Source organism: Pseudoroseomonas cervicalis (assembly GCF_030818485.1).
GTDB classification, from domain to species: domain Bacteria; phylum Pseudomonadota; class Alphaproteobacteria; order Acetobacterales; family Acetobacteraceae; genus Pseudoroseomonas; species Pseudoroseomonas cervicalis_A.
This window is the reverse complement of sequence record NZ_JAUTAJ010000004.1, coordinates 319,027-334,366: the sequence shown is the minus strand read 5'-3', so window position 1 is coordinate 334,366 and position 15,340 is coordinate 319,027. Positions and strand designations below refer to the sequence as shown.

Sequence of the window (15,340 nt, the reverse complement as noted above, 5' to 3'; positions counted from 1 at the left end):
CCCGCCTGGAGAGACCGAAAAAAATGTCCCGTCGCCTGACCCTCGCCGCCGCGCAGCTCGGCCCCATCCAGAAGGCCGAGGGGCGCGATGTCGTCACGGGCCGCATGGTGCGGCTGATGGAGACCGCCCATAAGCGCGGCGCCGAGGTCGTCGTCTTCCCCGAGCTGGCGCTGACCACCTTCTTCCCGCGCTGGTATGAGGAGGACATCAACAACGCCGACCATTGGTACGAGCAGAGCCTGCCCTCCAACGAGACGGCGCCGCTGTTCGAGGCCGCGCGCAAGTTCAATATCGGCTTCCATCTCGGCTATGCCGAGATCGCGCATGAGGCGGATGAGACCGGCGTGGTGCGCAAGCGCCATTTCAACACCGCCGTCTATGTCCACCCGAATGGCGAGGTGGTGCTGAAATACCGCAAGGTGCATCTGCCCGGGCATCGCGAATTCGACCCGAAGCGCAAGGTGCAGCATCTGGAGAAGCGCTATTTCGAGGTCGGCAATCTGGGCTTCCCGGTGGTGCGGGCGCCGATCGGCCAGGCCGGTCCGGTGAATATCGGCATGCTGATCTGCAATGACCGCCGCTGGCCGGAGGCCTGGCGCGAGCTCGGCCTGCAGCAGGTCGAGCTGGTGATGCTGGGCTACAACACCCCCTCGATCAACCAGGACGCCAAGGGCTTCGAGGCGCATCACCTGCGCGTCGAGCACAGCCATCTGTCGATCCGCGCCGGCTGCTACCAGAATGCCTGCTTCGCCGCCGGCGTCGCCAAGGCGGGCGTCGAGGATGGGTGCGAGCTGTTCGGCCATTCCATCATCGTCAACCCGCAGGGCGAGATCGTGGCCCAGGCCACGACATGGGATGACGAGCTGATCGTCGCCGACTGCAATCTGGACCAGTGCACGCTGGGCCGGACGACGATCTTCAACTTCGCGGCCCATCGCCGCCCGGAGGCCTATGGCCGCATCACCGGCCAGGTGGGCAGCGAGGCGCCGGCGGAGTGGACGCCCTCGCGCTGAGGCGCGTTGCCGGCCGGCGGCGGAATTGCGGCGCGGCCCGCCGCAACCCTGCCGCAGGCTGGGGCGATTCTGCGGGTGGAGGTGATGCATGTCCCATTCCACCCGCCGCTTCTTCGCCCGTGGCCTGGGCCTGGCGCTGCTCGGCACGCTGGGCCTGGCCGGCGCCGCCCGCGCCGATGATGACGGTCCCCGCTGGGGCCAGGGCCTGCGCGAGGGCTGGCGCGACCCCTGGCACGATGCCTGGCGCTGGCGCGAGGAGGAGCGCCGCCGCCAGGCCCGCTGGCGGCGCGACCGCGACGATGATGACGACGACGATGATGACGATGATGACCGCCGCCGCCGCTGGCGCCGCCGGCGGGAGCGGGATGATGATGATGATGATTGAGCCAGGCGCGGCACGCGCCGCCTGAGCCACGCGGCACGCCTCGGCTGAGCCACGCGGCACGCCCCGCCTGAACCGGGCGGCGGGCGGGGTCTCCCCGCCCGACCCCTGTCAGGCCAGCGCCAGCAGCGCCTGCGCCGCCGCGGCCTGGCAGGGCTCGATCACCGGCACGCCGGCCGCGTCCTCCACCGCCGCGCGGTGGCCGGCCATGCCGGCGCAGCCCAGGATCACCACCTCCGCCCCTTCGGCCACCAGGGCGCGCGCCGTGTCGCACAGCGCGCCGCGCGCGGCCATCGGGTCGGTCAGCACCTCCATCGGCAGGTTCAGCGCGATGCTGGCGGCCAGCCGCGCCTCCGCCCCCATCGCCTGCAGGGCCCGACGCTGCCGCGCCTTGGAGGCGTCGACAAAGGCGATCACCCCGAACCGCTCGGCCCGCGCCAGGGCGGCGGCAACCGCGCTGCGGAACGGGCCGAAGACCGGCTTCGGCGTGACGCTGCGCACCGCCTCCAGCCCGGGGTCGGAGACGCAGGCCAGGATATAGGCATCGGCCGGGCTGGTCTCGACCAGGCGGCAGAGCGGCTCGGCCACCCCGTACCAGTCGCGCCAGGAGGCGATGGCCGGCGGCCCGCCGGGCAGGGAGACCGTCTCGAAGACCGGCCGCCCCGGGGCGGCGAAGGCCCGCAGGCTTTCGGCGATGCCGTCGGTGCAGCTCTGCGAGGAATTCGGGTTGATGACCAGGATGCGCTTGCCCATCTGCCCAGCATCGCCGCGCCATGCCGCCCCGGCAAGACGGGCGCCCCCTCCGCGCCCAGGCTTCTCTTGATCGGCGCAGCCGGACATGCGGATATTGCGCTGCACACGGAGGAGCCGGCACCGGGCCAGGAAAGGCGCGGGCCGGAACAACGACAACAGCCAGGATGACGATGATGGACAGCCAGCCCGCGCGCTGGGAGCCCGCCCGCGCCGCGGAGCCGCCCCCTCCCCTGCCGCCGATGACCACCCTGCTCGCCCGCGGCGCCCGCAACCGCTGCCCGGTCTGCGGCGAGGGGCCCGTCTTCCAGGGCTTCCTGCGCGTGGTGCCGGAATGCGCCCATTGCCACACCCCGCTCGGCCGGCTGCGCGCCGATGACGCGCCGCCCTATTTCACCATCTTCATCGTCGGCCATCTGCTGGTGCCGGTGATCTTCTGGGTGGAGAAGGCCTATGAGCCGCCGATGTGGCTGCACATGGCGGTGTGGCTGCCGCTCTTCGCGCTGATCTCCACCCTGATGCTGCGGCCGATCAAGGGGGCGACGGTCGGGCTGATGCTGCGCCTGGGCCTGATGGAAGACCCCCAGGCGGAGGCGCCGCCGGCCCCGCCTCGCGCCAGCCCCCGCCCCCTGGCCCCGGCCCGGCGCGATGGCTGACCAGAGGCTGATCAGCATCGCGCTGCCGGATGGCGGCGCGCCGCTGCCCAACCCCTATGCCGAGGCCGACCGCGCCCAGGCGGTGGCCGACCTGCTGGCCAGCAACAGCTTCGACCCGCAGGGCCTGCCGCCCGGCCCCTATGCGCTGCATCTGGAGATCCGCGACGGCAGGCTGGTCTTCGACATCCGCGACGCGGCCGAGGCGCCGCTGCGGCTGATCGCGCTCGCCCTCGGCCCGTTCCGCCGGCTGATCAAGGATTACCACCTGGTGGTGGCGAGCCATGAGCAGGCGGTGACCGAGGGCGGCTCGGAAGCCCGCATCCAGGCGATCGATATGGGCCGCCGCGGCCTGCACAACGAAGGCGCCGAGCTGCTCTGCCAGCGGCTGGAAGGCCGCGTGGCGCTGGATTTCGAGACCTCCCGCCGCCTCTTCACCCTGGTCTGCGCGCTGCACCAGCGGATCTGAGGCGGCGCGCCTCAGGGGCAGCCCACCGGTTCGACCCAGAGGCGCCGTCCATCCGGCAGCACCAGCTCCGGCCAGGGCGAGGGCCGCAGCGCGATGACCGGCAGCTGCAGCGCATCCGCCTCCACACCGCAGGAGCGCAGCCGGGCGACCAGCTGCCAGCGCCCGTCGCGCTGGCCCCAGACCTCCGGCGTGTTGTCGCCGATCAGCGCCTCGACCGCGCCATCGCCATCGAGGTCGATCAGCCGCACATGGCACTGGTCCACCCGGCAGCGGCGGCGCAGCGTGCGCTCGGCGGCCTCGGCCAGGCCGGCGGGCATGGCGGCGCCCTCGGGCCACAGCACCGGCTCCAGCGGCTGGTCGGCCCTGCTCCGCTGGTTGCGCTGCAGGGTGGCGATCTCGGCGAAGCGCGGCGTGGCCAGCAGCGCCTGGCCGGGCCGGCCCAGCTTGCGCCGCAGCAGGCCGAGATCGAAATCTTCCGGCGCCACCGCCCCGCTCTCCAGCCGCGCCAGCTGGTTGCGCAGGCTGATCCGCTCGGGCGAGAGCAGCGGCGTCGCCAGCAGCACCAGCAGCAGCGCGCCAAGCAGCAGCGCCGCGGTGTTGACGGTGCCGATCGGCGCCATGCGCGGCCGCAGCGCCGCCCAGAAATAGCCCAGCGAGACCAGGGCGGCGTAGCCGGCGGCGACCAGCCCCAGCACGCGATCCGGCGTCAGCCCGTGCTGCTGCAGCCGCAGCCACAGCGCCAGCAGGCCGAGCCCGGCCAGCGCCGGCAGCACCAGCGCGCCGAGCCGCGCCGAAGCGCGCAGCAGCGCCGGCGGGCGGAGCTGCCCATCCTCATGCACCGCATTGACCAGGGAGGCCATCAGCAGCGCCGCGCCGAGCAGCCCGGCGGCGGCGAAGCCGGTGTCCCAGAGCGGCTGCAGCCCGGTGACGGGCAGCGCCAGCAGGAACAGCGCGACCAGCCCGGCCAGCATCGGCGTCAGCCAGCCGAGCTGCGCCATGCGCGGCGGCTCGCCCGCCGGCAGCGCCGCCAGCGCCGCGCCCAGGATCAGCCCGGACAGCGGCCAGGTGAACAGGTCGCGCCGCAGCAGCCGCCACAGGCCCTCCAGCCCGATCAGCACGAAAAGCTGCGCCCCGGCGATCAGCACCAGCCAGAACACCAGCAGGAACAGCACCGAGCGGCCGATCCGCAGGGCGAGCTGGCCATGCTCGTGATACAGCGCCGGATAGCTGGGCCAGAAGCGGCCGCCCTCCGGGCCGGGCCGCGCCAGCCCCGCCCCCAGCAGCCAGTGCAGCGCCAGCAGCGCCAGACCCGCCTGCGGCAGCAGCCGGTCCGGCAGCTCGGTGCCGAACAGCGCCGTCTCGAACCAGGCCATCACCGCCAGCAGCGCCGCCGCCGCCACCATCCAGAGGGCCAGCACCCGGCCGCGCCAATGGCCGAGGCCCAGCATCACCAGCGGCGGCAGCAGCCCCGCCACCAGCGTGATCCAGGCGAACAGCGCCGGCGAGTTCAGCGGGAAGGGCCATTGCTCCGGCCGCGCCTGCCGGGCCAGCCACCACAGCGCCAGGCCCTGGACCAGGCCGAGCAGCGCCAGCAGCAGGATGCGGCGCCGCGGCGCGTCGACGGTGAAGCTCAGGCGCATGCGGGGTGGTTCTCCGGGCGGGCCATGCCCCGGCCGACAGGCGGCGCGGGGCTCTCCCCCGCGCATCGCATGACGCCGGGGTCCGGATGCGACTATATGCGTCGCTCGCGATGCTTGAACCCGCCCGCGCGCGGCCAACCCCGGACGGAGCCTTACCTCGATGAAGATTGATGGCGTTCCCTATCGCAGCGTCTGGGTGGACCCGGAGGATGGCTGGTCGGTCCGCATCCTCGACCAGACCCGGCTGCCTTGGACGGTCGAGATCCTGCGCCTCACCGAGGAGAAGCAGGTCGCGCACGCCATCAAGTCGATGCAGGTGCGCGGCGCGCCGCTGATCGGGGCGGTCGCCGCCTATGGGCTGGGGCTGGCCCTGCGGCGCGATGCCTCGGATGCGGCGCTGGAGAGCGTGGCGGCGATGCTGGGCCGCACCCGGCCGACCGCCATCAATCTGCGCTGGGCGCTGGACCGCATGCTGCGGGCGCTGCGCCCGGTGGCGCCCGAGCAGCGCGCCGCCGCGGCCTATGCCGCCGCCGCCGAGATCGCCGAGGATGATGTCGAGACCTGCCGCCGCATCGGCCAGCACGGGCTGCCGCTGATCCAGGAGATCGCCGCGCGCAAGCCGGGCCAGCCGGTCAACATCCTGACCCATTGCAACACCGGCTGGATCGCGACGGTCGATTACGGCACCGCGCTCTCGGTCATCTACCAGGCGCATGATGCCGGCATCCCGGTGCATGTCTGGGTGGATGAGACGCGGCCGCGCAACCAGGGCTCGGCGCTGACGGCCTGGGAGCTGGGCAAGCATGGCGTGCCGCACACGGTGGTGGCCGACAATGCCGGCGGGCATCTGATGCAGCATGGCCAGGTGGATATCGTGCTGGTCGGCACCGACCGGGTGACGCGCCAGGGCGATGTGGCCAACAAGATCGGCACCTATCTGAAGGCGCTGGCGGCGCATGACAACAACGTGCCCTTCTGGGTCGGCCTGCCGCATTCGACGCTGGATATGAGCGTGCGCGACGGGGTGCGCGAGATCCCGATCGAGGAGCGCGACGCGCGCGAGGTGCTGGAGACCACCGGCCAGACCTGGGATGGCCGCATCGAGACGGTGCGCACCGCCGCCCCCGGCAGCGCCGGCGCCAACCCGGCCTTCGACGTGACGCCGGCCCGCCTGGTCACCGGGCTGATCACCGAGCGCGGCCGCTGCGCCGCCTCCGAGGAAGGGCTGCTCTCCCTCTATCCGGAGATGGCCAGCCAGGCGGCCTGATTCCTCCGGGCGACCGGGCCGGGAGCGGGGCGCCGCAGGATCGGCCGGCGGGCTGTTTCAGGGGGCGGGTCCGCGCGGGCCCGCCCCTTTTCCGATGACCGGCCAGGGCGGCGCGGCCGATCCTGCCCCGGGTGGGATGGCGAGACGCCCGGCGGGCGCCACGCCGCGCGATCGTCCAACCGGTACCGCCCACGCGATACGCCCCGCGCGACGCGGCCCTGCCCGCCCTGCTCACGGCCCCGTCAGCAAAGGCGCCATGCGGGGCGCGGCGCGGCACCCTTGGCCTGGGCCGCGCATCCTTGCACGCTTCTTGCAGGTCCGGACGCCATTCCGGCCGATATCGGGCCGCCAGGGAGTCTCTTGCCGATGCGTTCCTTCGCCCTTGCCCTGTTCTGCGCCGTGCCGCTCGCTTTCGCGGCAGCGGGGGCGCAGGCGCAGCAGCCGCTGCGCACCGCCGTGGACGGCACCTTCGCCCCGCATGCCTTCCCCAAGCTGGATGGCGGCGTGCAGGGCTTCAATGTCGATCTGTTCACCGAGGTGGCGAAGCGTCTCGGCCGGCCGATCACCATCGACAGCGCCAGCTTCTCCGGCCTGGTGCCGGCGCTGAATGCCGGGCGCTACGACTTCCTGGCCGCGCCGGTGACGGTGACGCCGGAGCGCGCCGAGAACCTGCTTTTCACCGAGGGCTATCTCTACACCGAGTTCCAGTTCGGCATCCGCCGCGGCTCGGCGCCGATCCGCTCGCTGGAGGATATCCGCGGCAAGACCATCGCGGTGAACAAGGGCTCGGCCTATGACGCCTGGGCGCAGCGCAACGCCGCCGCCATGGGCTTCACCGTGCAGACCTTCGACAGCCAGCCGGATGCGGTGCAGGCCGTGGTGGCGGGGCGCGCCTTCGCCACCCTCGGCGGCAACACCGGCATCCGCTACGCCGCGACGCGCACGCCGCTGCTGGTGGCGGACTACACCATCAAGGAGACCCGCGCGCACTGGGCCGCGCCCTTCCGCCGCGACAATGCCGAGCTGCGCAACCAGGTCGAGAATGTGCTGGAATGCATGAAGAAGGACGGCACCATCGCCGCCCTGTCGGAGAAGTGGTTCGGCGTGCGCCCGGCGGCGGATGACGCCGAGAACACCGTCTTCCCCGGCTATGGCGTGCCCGGCCTGCCCGGCTACGACCCGACCCCGCACGAGCCGCGCTGCAGCTGAGGCGGCCCGGCCGCCCCATGATGCGGGGCCGCCCGGCGCGGCGGCCCTGCCCTCCTCCCGGCCCCGGGGCCCGCGGAGCATGGCCCGGGAGCAGCCGGGCGGCGCGCGCCCTGCGGCGGCGCCGGCGGTGATGGTGGCAACCCTCCCCCGGCCTGACCGGTTTTCCGGTCAGTCCCAGCCAGGAGGAGGCCGGCATGCCCCGCGGCGACAAATCCGCCTATACCGACAAGCAGAAGCGCAAGGCCGAGCATATCGAGGAAAGCTACGAGGCGCGCGGCGTGCCCGAGGCGGAGGCCGAGCGCCGCGCCTGGGCGACGGTGAACAAGGATACCGGCGGCGGCAAGCAGAGCGGCTCCGGCCGCGGCACGCCGGACAGCAATGCGGCGTCGCATCGCGGCGGGCGCAAGGGCGGCGCGGCCTCGGCCAGCCGGCCGGCCGCCGCCCGCTCGGCCAGCGCGAAGAAGGCGGCGGCGACCCGCAAGGCGCGCGCCGCCGGCTGAGGCGTCAGGCCCGAGGGTTCCGGGAGAGCGAAGCCCCGCTCCCCCGCAACCGCGCGCCTTCACCGCGCCCCGCTTCTCCGCGAGGCGGCCGCACACCGGAAAAGCGCCCCGCTTCGCAGAGCGGCCGCCCGGACCAGAAGCGCACCTCTCCACCCGACGGCGGCAATCCCCGAAGAGTCCCGCCGCTCCACGAGACGGCGGCAGCCCGGAAAAGCGCCCCACCTCTCCACAAGACGGCGGCCGCCCGACCAAGCGTCCCGCCTCTCCACGGGACGGCGGCAGCCCGAAAAAAAACTAGCGCTGGCGCCAGGGGAGGCCTTCGGCTTTCCAGCCGGCGACCTGGCCGCGATGGCCCTCGGCGTCGGGCGGGCCTTCGAAGCCATCGGCGATGTTGTAGGCATTGGCGTAGCCCGCGGCCTGGGCGGCCTGGGCCGCGGCCAGGCTGCGCGCGCCGGAGCGGCAGAGGAAATACAGCTTGTGCAGCGGGGTGACGCCGGCCTTGCGCAGATGCTCGGCGAAGGCGCCGTTCACCTGCATGCTGGGATAGACCTGCCAGGGGATCAGCACCGGCTGCTTGCCGGCCTCGGCCAGGTCGGGCAGGCCGACGAAATTCCATTCGGCATCGGTGCGCACATCGATCAGCACCGCCTCGGGGTCGCTCTTCAGCGCGTCCCAGGTGGCGCGGGGGGGAATGTCGGCGACGCTCATGGCGTTCCTCCGTCTCGGTGGCCGTTCCCCCTGAGTGTGGGGTCGCGGCCGGCCGGCGTCCATGCCACCGCCGGTCACCCTTCCGCCGGCGGGTCCTCTGCGCCCTGGCCGGATCGGCCGGCGCAGGGCAGGATGGGCCCGGGATGCGGTGCGGCAGGCGGCGGGGCGACAGGCAGGAAGGGGCAAGGCATGGCCTTCGTGGTGACGGTGGCGCAGCGCAAGGGCGGCGCGGGCAAGTCCACGGTGGCGGCGACGCTGGCCACCAGCCTGGCGGTGCAGGGCCAGCGCGTGGCGCTGCTGGACAGCGACCCGCAGCAGAGCCTGGCGCGCTGGCACGGCCTGCGCGCCGGCCAGGCCCAGGCCCGGCCGCTGGAATTCGCCGCCGTGTCGGGCTGGCGCATGCCGGCCACGCTGGAGCGGCTGCGCGGCGCGCATGACACGCTGCTGATCGACACGCCGCCACATGCCGACAGCGATGCGCGAATCGCCATCCGCGCCGCCGATCTGGTGCTGGTGCCGCTGCAGCCCTCCGCCGCCGATCTCTGGGCGATGGAGGCGACGCTGGCGGTGGCGGCCGAGGAGAAGCGCCCGGTGCGGCTGCTGCTGAACCGCGTGCCGCCGAATGGCAGGCTGCGCGAGGAGATCGTGGCCGAGCTGCAGCGGCGCGGGTTGCCGCTGCTGGAATACGGCTTCGGCAACCGGGCGGCCTTCGCCAGCGCCTTCGCCCTGGGGCTTGGCGTGGCGGAGACGGCGCCGCGCGGCAGCGCCGCGGCCGAGGCGCGGGCGGTGCTGCGCGCCATCGAGGAATCCCTGGGCCCGGCCGGGTCCTGAATCCACCCTGACTGCCCCCCGGGGCTGGGCCCCAAGCCCCAAGCCCCGGGCACCTTCAAGGAGTGACGGAATGACGCTGGTCTATGTGCTGCACTTGGTGTTCGCGGTGCTGTGGGTGGGGGGCATGGCCTTCGGCATGCTGGTGCTGCGCCCGGCCCTGGCCGAGCTGCCGGGCCCGCAGCGCCTGGCGGTGACGCAGGCGGCGCATCGCCGCTTCTTCCTGCTGGTCTGGCACGCCATGCCGGTGATGCTGGCCAGCGGCTATGCGCTGCTGTTCGGCTGGTATGGCGGCTTCCGCGGCGCCGGCTGGCACATCCACACCATGCACCTGACCGGGCTGCTGATGTCGGCGGTGTTCCTGGCGGTGTTCTTCGGCCCGTGGAAGGGCATGCGCGCGGCGCTGGCGGCGGGCGACACGGCCGGCGCGGCGGCGTCGGCGGACAAGGTGCGGCAGCTGATCCAGGCCAATCTGGCGCTCGGCCTTCTCACCGTCATCGTCGCCGGCTGGGGGCGGTTCGGCGGGTGATGCTGGCGGATCGCTTCGAATTCATCGCCGACAATGCCGGGCCGGAGGCGGCGGCGGTGCGCGCGGGCCTGGCCGCGCACCGCGCTAGCGCCCTGCCGGCGCGGCCGGACAGCGCCGGCGGCCCGCCCGTCTCGCTGGTCTGGCGCGACGCCGGGGGGCGGATCCGCGCCGGGCTGATCGGCGACGTCACGCTGGACTGGCTGTTCGTCGACAAGTTCTGGGTGGATGAGGCGCTGCGCGGCCAGGGCATCGGCCGCCGCATGCTGGCCGCGGCCGAGGAACGGGCCCGCGCCCTCGGCGCCGTGGGGGCGCATCTCTACACCAGCAGCTTCCAGGCGCCGGAATTCTACCGCGCCCAGGGCTATGCGGAGATCGGCCGGCTGCGCGGCCGCCCGGCCGGGCATGACCGGCTGTGGTTCGCCAAGCGCTGGGACGGGGCGGAATCGGAAATTTCTCTCCCATAATCTGCAAGAATCGTTAAAGAGGCGCGCCGCCTCGCCCCTCGGACTGCAACTCGCCGGGGGGCGGCGGCTTTTGGCTCCGGCTGGAAGATCCGGCCCCCTCGCCCCCCGCCCTGACGGACCCCACCCATGGATACCCCCAAGGCTCGCCACGCCCTGCTGGCGGCCTTTCAGCTCGGCGATGCCGAGCTCGACCTGCTGCGCGGCCAGGCCGGCCTGATCCGGCAGCGCCTGCCCGCCCTGCTCGAATCCCTGCATGGCCGCTTCGACGCCTGGCCGGAGATCCAGGCGGCGCTGACCCGGCCCGAGGTGCACCGGGTGCGGCTGGCGCATTGGACGCGGCTGGCCGGCGGCGAGATCGGCGAGGGCTTCACCGCCTCCGCCCGGGCGCTGGCCGATGCCTTCTACCGCCATGGCGTGCCCGGCTACGCGGTGGCCATCTGCCACGCCACCGTGGCCCGCGCCGTGGCCGGGCTGCTGGCCGAGGCCGCCGCGCCGCGTGGCCCCCTGGCCTGGCTGCGCCGCGGTGCCGCACGCCGCCGCGCCGAGCGGCTGCGCGAGGCGCTGGTGAAGATCGCCTGGCTCGACCTCGAAGTGCTGCTGGAGAGCTATGCGGCGGCCGAGGCCGCCAGCAAGCGCGCCGTGATGGACCGCCTGGCCGGCAGCTTCGAGAGCCAGGTGAGCCATGTCGTCGCCGGTGTCGGCAGCTCCGCCGCCGCGCTGGACCAGGCGGTGCAGGCGATGTCGGGCACCGCCGGGCGCATGACCGAATCCTGCCGCAGCCTGGCCGGGCTGGCCGAGGGCGCCAATGGCACGGTGCAGAATGTCGCCAGCGCCACCGAGCAGCTCTCCGCCTCGGTGGCCGAGATCCGCCGCCAGGTGGCGCATTCCGCCCAGCTGACCGGCCAGGCGGTGGCCGAGGCGCGCCGCACCGATGGCGTGGTGCAGGCGCTGGCGGATGGCGCCCGCCGCATCGACGACGTGGTCGGGCTGATCAGCAGCATCGCCGGCCAGACCAACCTGCTGGCGCTCAACGCCACGATCGAGGCGGCGCGGGCCGGGGAGGCCGGCAAGGGCTTCGCCGTCGTCGCCTCCGAGGTGAAGACGCTGGCCAGCCAGACCGCCCGCGCCACCGAGGAGATCGGCGCCCAGATCGGCCAGGTGCAGGCGGCGACCCAGGAAGCCGTGCAGGCGATCGAGGCGATCACCCGCAGCATCGACCAGGTCAGCCGCGTCGCCAGCGCCATCGCCGCTGCGGTGGAGGAGCAGGGCCAGACCACCCGGCAGATCGCCGCCCATGTGCAGCAGGCCGCCGCCGGCAACCGCCAGGTCAGCGAGCTGGCCGCCGGCCTGACCCGCGGCGCCGACGAGACCCAGGCCGTCGCCGGACAGCTGACCGGCGCCGCCGGCGCGCTCGGCCGCCAGACCGGCGAGATGCAGCACGCCGTCGCCACCTTCCTCACCCAGATCCGTTGATCTGTCCGCTGCCGGTCAGGGCCGGGAGGGGAGGTGCTGCAGGGGCAGCCTTCGCTCCGGCCCCGCGTTGCGGAAGGCGCTGACACGGGCAGGACAGGCGCGGCATCTGGGCTTCGCGCTCAAAACCGCCCCGCCGAGCCCGGTGTAGCGCCCCGCCGCCCCACAAGACGGCGGCAGCCCGAAAAACTAACGCTTCAGGCCGAGGCGGACTTCGCGGTGCCAGATGTAGAGGCCCGAGGCGACCAGCACGGCGATGCCGGCGAAATCCCAGCCCTGCGGCATCTCGCCCCAGATCAGCATGCCGAAGCTCATGGTCCAGAGGATGCCGGAATATTCGAAGGGCGCGATCAGCGTGGTCTCGCCGCTGCGATAGGCCGCCGTCATGAAGAGCTGCGCCAGGGCCGAGACCAGCCCGACCGCGGCCAGCAGCGCCCATTGCGTGGGCGTCGGCCAGACCCAGCCCGGGATGGCCGCGGCGGCGCCCACGATCGCGCCGCCGATGGCGAACCACAGCACGATGGCGGCGCCGCTCTCGCCCTGCTCGCCCATGCGGCGGATGGTGATCATCGCCATGGCCCAGCCCACCGCGCCGGCCAGCACGGCCAGCAGCGCGCCCTGGTGCAGCGCCCCGCCGCCCATGCCCGGGCGCAGCAGCAGCAGCACGCCGAGAAAGCCCACCGCCACGGCGCTGGCCCGCCGCCAGCCCACCTTCTCGCCCAGCAGCGGCACCGAGAGGGCGGTGAGGAACAGCGGCATGGTGAAGCCGAGCGCGGTCACCGTCGCCAGCGGCAGGTGCATATAGCCGTAGAAGCTGCCGAACATGCCCATCAGCCCGTAGAGGGTGCGCTGCGCATGGCTCCACGGGTTGCGGGTGGCCAGCACCGAGCGGCGCTGGCCGCGCGGCGCGGTCCACAGCGCCAGCGCCAGCAGCGGCGGGATGGCGAAGAGGTTGCGGAACAGGATGACCTGCATCACCGGCACCTCGCCGCCCAGCAGCTTCACCGCCACCGCGGCGAGGGCGAAGGTGGCGGCGGCCGCCATGACGCAGAGGATGGCCCGGCCGCGCGCGGCGCGCAGGGCCGCGGCGCCGGACGGGGTCTGGCTGGGGGAATGGACGCGGGGCGTGGACCGGCTCATGATCGCTGATGTGTTTCGTGACAGGTTAGGCGCACCCCCGCATGAAGGCCAGCCCACCCCCGGCCCCTGCCCCGCAAGGCATCGCTGACACCGGCGGCGCCGCGGCGCGGCCGCCCAAGGCGCCGGAGGTACCGCCCCACCCGCTCTACCTGCCGGAGCGGGACGAGGTCGTCTGGTCCGGCCGCTTCGCGCTGCAGATCGTGCGCTTCCGCTACCGCCGCAGCGACGGCACGCCGAGCAACAGCCTGACCTGGGAGCTGTGGCGACGCGGCCAGGGGGTGGTGATGCTGCCCTATGATCCCTGGACGCGGCGCGTCGCGCTGATCGAGCAGTTCCGCCTGCCGGCGCTGGCCGCCGGCGAGGAGCCGATGATGACCGAATGCCCCGCCGGCCTGCTGGAGGCCGGCGAGGACCCCGAGGCCGCCGCCCGCCGCGAGGTGGAGGAGGAGACCGGCTTCATCCCCGACCGCGTGGCGCCGATCGGCGCCTTCCTGCTGATGCAGGGCGGCTGCGACGAGCGCATGCATTTCTTCTGCGGCCGCACCCGCCTGCCCGAGCCCGGCCTGATCGGCACGCGCGGGCTGGAGGCGGAGGGCGAGGAGACGCGCGTGCTGGTGCTGGACGCCGACGCCGCCTATGCGATGGTGGCGCGCAACGAGATCCGCAACGTGACCGCGGCGATGGCCCTGATGTGGCTGCAGCTGAACGCGAAGCGGCTGGAGGAAGAGTGGACCACCCGATGACCGAGCTGCTGTACCGCGCCGACGCCTATCTGCAGGAAGCCGAGGCCACCGTCCTGTCCGCCGGGCCCGAGGGGGTCGTGCTCGACCGCACCCCCTTCTACGCCCAGGCCGGCGGCCAGCCCGGCGATGTCGGGGTATTGGTCTGGGAAGGCGGCGAGATGCCGGTCGCCAATGCGGTGAAGGGCGAGGCAGGCGCGGTGCTGCATGTGCCTGGCCCCGAGGCCGCGCTGCCGCCGGTGGGCGCGCGCGTCACCGCGCGGCTGGACTGGGCGCGGCGGCACCGGCTGATGCGCATGCACACCAGCCTGCATCTGCTGTGCAGCCTGATCCCCGGCGCCGGCGTCACCGGCGGGCAGATGGGCACCGAGAAGTCGCGGCTGGATTTCGACCTGGCCGAACCGCCCACCAAGGAATGGCTGTCCGAGCAGCTGACCGCGCTCGCCGCCGCCGACCATGCGGTGACCGAGCGCTGGATCAGCGATGCCGAGCTGGACGCCAACCCCTCGCTGGTGCGCACCCTCTCGGTGCAGCCGCCGCGCGGCAGCGGCCAGGTGCGGCTGGTGCGCATCGGCGCCGAGGATGCGCCGGTCGACCTGCAGCCCTGCGGCGGCACGCATGTGCGCCGCACCGGGGAGATCGGCGCCATCACGGTGACCAAGCTCGAGAACAAGGGCCGGCAGAACCGGCGCGTCTACCTGACGCTGGAGGGCTGAGGCAGCATGGACAATCTCGTCTCCGCGCGCTGGCTGGCGGAACAGCTCGGCCAGCCGGATCTGCTGGTGTTCGACACCACCAAATACCTGCCGAACGAGCCGCGCGACGCCAGGGCCGAATTCGCCGCGGCGCATATCCCGGGCGCCCGCTTCTTCGACATCGACGAGGTCGCCGACCCCGAGACCAACCTGCCGCATATGGCGCCGACCCCGGGGCGCGCCGCGCGGCTGCTGGGGGAGCTCGGCATCTCCAACCGGCACCGCGTGGTGTTCTACGACCAGAAGGGCCTGTTCTCGGCGGCGCGCGGCTGGTGGCTGATGCGGCTGTTCGGGCATGAGCGGGCGGCGGTGCTGGATGGCGGGCTGCCGAAATGGCGGGATGAGGGCCATGCGACCGAGGGCGGCGCCCCGGCCGCCGCGGCGCCGCAGGATTTCTGGGCCGATTTCGTGGCGCGCCGCCTGGCCGGCATCGGCGACATGAAGCGCATCGTCGCCGATGGCTCGGCGCTGATCCTCGATGCCCGCGCCCGCGGCCGCTTCGACGGCACGGCGCCGGAGCCGCGGCCGGGCCTGCCCTCCGGCCATATGCCCGGCGCCTGCAACGTGCCGGTGAACGAGCTGCTGGCGCCCGACCAGACCATGCTGCCGCCCGAGCGGCTGCGCGAGATCTTCACCGCCGCCGGCGTCGACGGGTCGCGGCCGCTGGTCACCACCTGCGGCACCGGCGTCACCGCCTGCGTCCTGGCGCTCGGCCTGGTGCAGGCGGGGCTGCCGGAGCCCGCCGTCTATGACGGCTCCTGGACCGAATGGGCCGCGCGGCCCGAAACCCCGAAGCAGAGCACGCCCTGATGCCCGATCACCT

Annotated in this window: 18 protein-coding genes; 14 read left to right on the top strand and 4 right to left on the bottom strand. The window is 73.4% G+C overall.

The features are described from left to right. The first annotated feature begins 23 nt into the window (after positions 1 to 23). Positions 24 to 1,013, top strand: coding sequence for an N-carbamoyl-D-amino-acid hydrolase (locus QE401_RS05420; protein WP_307137244.1), 990 nt, complete (start codon positions 24 to 26; stop codon positions 1,011 to 1,013). Positions 1,014 to 1,101: 88 nt separating this feature from the next. Continuing rightward, positions 1,102 to 1,398: a hypothetical protein gene (locus tag QE401_RS05415; RefSeq protein ID WP_307137243.1), complete on the top strand. Its 297-nt coding sequence runs from the start codon at positions 1,102 to 1,104 to the stop codon at positions 1,396 to 1,398. 108 nt (positions 1,399 to 1,506) lie between these two features. Here the strand turns inward: QE401_RS05415 and QE401_RS05410 are convergent, their stop codons facing one another. After that, the gene (locus QE401_RS05410) at positions 1,507 to 2,148 is read right to left on the bottom strand and encodes an aspartate/glutamate racemase family protein (protein WP_307137242.1); all 642 of its coding nucleotides are present in this window, start codon (positions 2,146 to 2,148) and stop codon (positions 1,507 to 1,509) included. A gap of 173 nt (positions 2,149 to 2,321) precedes the next feature. On the opposite strand from QE401_RS05410, the gene QE401_RS05405 reads away from it, so the two are divergent. Next, on the top strand, positions 2,322 to 2,801 hold the full coding sequence (locus tag QE401_RS05405) for a DUF983 domain-containing protein (RefSeq protein ID WP_307137241.1): 480 nt from the start codon (positions 2,322 to 2,324) through the stop codon (positions 2,799 to 2,801). Next, positions 2,794 to 3,267 carry a UPF0262 family protein gene (locus QE401_RS05400; protein WP_307137240.1) on the top strand — a complete coding sequence of 158 codons (474 nt, stop codon included), beginning with the start codon at positions 2,794 to 2,796 and terminating at the stop codon, positions 3,265 to 3,267. The genes QE401_RS05405 and QE401_RS05400 overlap by 8 nt, the downstream gene beginning before the upstream one ends. Positions 3,268 to 3,278: 11 nt before the next feature. Here the strand turns inward: QE401_RS05400 and QE401_RS05395 are convergent, their stop codons facing one another. Continuing rightward, a complete protein-coding gene (locus QE401_RS05395) occupies positions 3,279 to 4,907 on the bottom strand; it encodes a DUF4153 domain-containing protein (RefSeq protein WP_307137239.1) in 1,629 nt (542 codons plus the stop codon). 160 nt (positions 4,908 to 5,067) lie between these two features. On the opposite strand from QE401_RS05395, the gene mtnA reads away from it, so the two are divergent. The 3 genes from mtnA (at position 5,068) to QE401_RS05380 (ending at position 7,883) form a co-directional block, all read left to right on the top strand. After that, complete coding sequence (gene mtnA, locus QE401_RS05390; protein WP_307137238.1) at positions 5,068 to 6,174, top strand: S-methyl-5-thioribose-1-phosphate isomerase; 1,107 nt, start codon at positions 5,068 to 5,070, stop codon at positions 6,172 to 6,174. Between the two features lie 366 nt (positions 6,175 to 6,540). Continuing rightward, the gene (locus QE401_RS05385) at positions 6,541 to 7,383 is read left to right on the top strand and encodes a transporter substrate-binding domain-containing protein (protein WP_307137237.1); all 843 of its coding nucleotides are present in this window, start codon (positions 6,541 to 6,543) and stop codon (positions 7,381 to 7,383) included. 194 nt (positions 7,384 to 7,577) lie between these two features. Next, positions 7,578 to 7,883: a plasmid stabilization protein gene (locus tag QE401_RS05380; RefSeq protein ID WP_307137236.1), complete on the top strand. Its 306-nt coding sequence runs from the start codon at positions 7,578 to 7,580 to the stop codon at positions 7,881 to 7,883. 294 nt (positions 7,884 to 8,177) lie between these two features. Here the strand turns inward: QE401_RS05380 and QE401_RS05375 are convergent, their stop codons facing one another. Then, positions 8,178 to 8,591, bottom strand: a complete 414-nt coding sequence (locus QE401_RS05375; protein ID WP_307137235.1) for a rhodanese-like domain-containing protein — start codon at positions 8,589 to 8,591, stop codon at positions 8,178 to 8,180. Positions 8,592 to 8,780: 189 nt separating this feature from the next. On the opposite strand from QE401_RS05375, the gene parA reads away from it, so the two are divergent. The 4 genes from parA to QE401_RS05355 all read left to right on the top strand — a co-directional run bounded on the left by parA (position 8,781) and on the right by QE401_RS05355 (position 11,885). Continuing rightward, positions 8,781 to 9,422 (top strand): ParA family partition ATPase, encoded by a 642-nt coding sequence (gene parA, locus QE401_RS05370; protein ID WP_307137234.1) that lies wholly within the window; start codon positions 8,781 to 8,783, stop codon positions 9,420 to 9,422. Positions 9,423 to 9,492: 70 nt separating this feature from the next. Continuing rightward, the gene (locus QE401_RS05365; RefSeq protein WP_307137233.1) at positions 9,493 to 9,948 is read left to right on the top strand and encodes a CopD family protein; all 456 of its coding nucleotides are present in this window, start codon (positions 9,493 to 9,495) and stop codon (positions 9,946 to 9,948) included. After that, on the top strand, positions 9,948 to 10,412 hold the full coding sequence (locus tag QE401_RS05360) for a GNAT family N-acetyltransferase (protein ID WP_307137232.1): 465 nt from the start codon (positions 9,948 to 9,950) through the stop codon (positions 10,410 to 10,412). Before QE401_RS05365 ends, QE401_RS05360 begins: the two co-directional genes overlap by 1 nt. Before the next feature lie 126 nt (positions 10,413 to 10,538). Further along, positions 10,539 to 11,885, top strand: a complete 1,347-nt coding sequence (locus tag QE401_RS05355; protein ID WP_307137231.1) for a globin-coupled sensor protein — start codon at positions 10,539 to 10,541, stop codon at positions 11,883 to 11,885. 186 nt (positions 11,886 to 12,071) lie between these two features. On the opposite strand, the gene QE401_RS05350 is transcribed toward QE401_RS05355, so the two are convergent. Further along, positions 12,072 to 13,022, bottom strand: coding sequence for a DMT family transporter (locus tag QE401_RS05350; RefSeq protein WP_307137230.1), 951 nt, complete (start codon positions 13,020 to 13,022; stop codon positions 12,072 to 12,074). Positions 13,023 to 13,063: 41 nt separating this feature from the next. Between QE401_RS05350 and QE401_RS05345 the strand changes: the two genes are divergently transcribed. Genes QE401_RS05345 through QE401_RS05335 form a run of 3 tightly spaced genes read left to right on the top strand, consistent with a single transcriptional unit; the run spans position 13,064 to position 15,327 of the window. Beyond that, positions 13,064 to 13,765, top strand: coding sequence for an NUDIX domain-containing protein (locus QE401_RS05345; RefSeq protein WP_307137229.1), 702 nt, complete (start codon positions 13,064 to 13,066; stop codon positions 13,763 to 13,765). After that, positions 13,762 to 14,478, top strand: a complete 717-nt coding sequence (locus QE401_RS05340) for an alanyl-tRNA editing protein (RefSeq protein WP_307137228.1) — start codon at positions 13,762 to 13,764, stop codon at positions 14,476 to 14,478. Before QE401_RS05345 ends, QE401_RS05340 begins: the two co-directional genes overlap by 4 nt. Before the next feature lie 6 nt (positions 14,479 to 14,484). Then, the gene (locus QE401_RS05335; RefSeq protein WP_307137227.1) at positions 14,485 to 15,327 is read left to right on the top strand and encodes a sulfurtransferase; all 843 of its coding nucleotides are present in this window, start codon (positions 14,485 to 14,487) and stop codon (positions 15,325 to 15,327) included. Positions 15,328 to 15,340 lie beyond the last annotated feature (13 nt).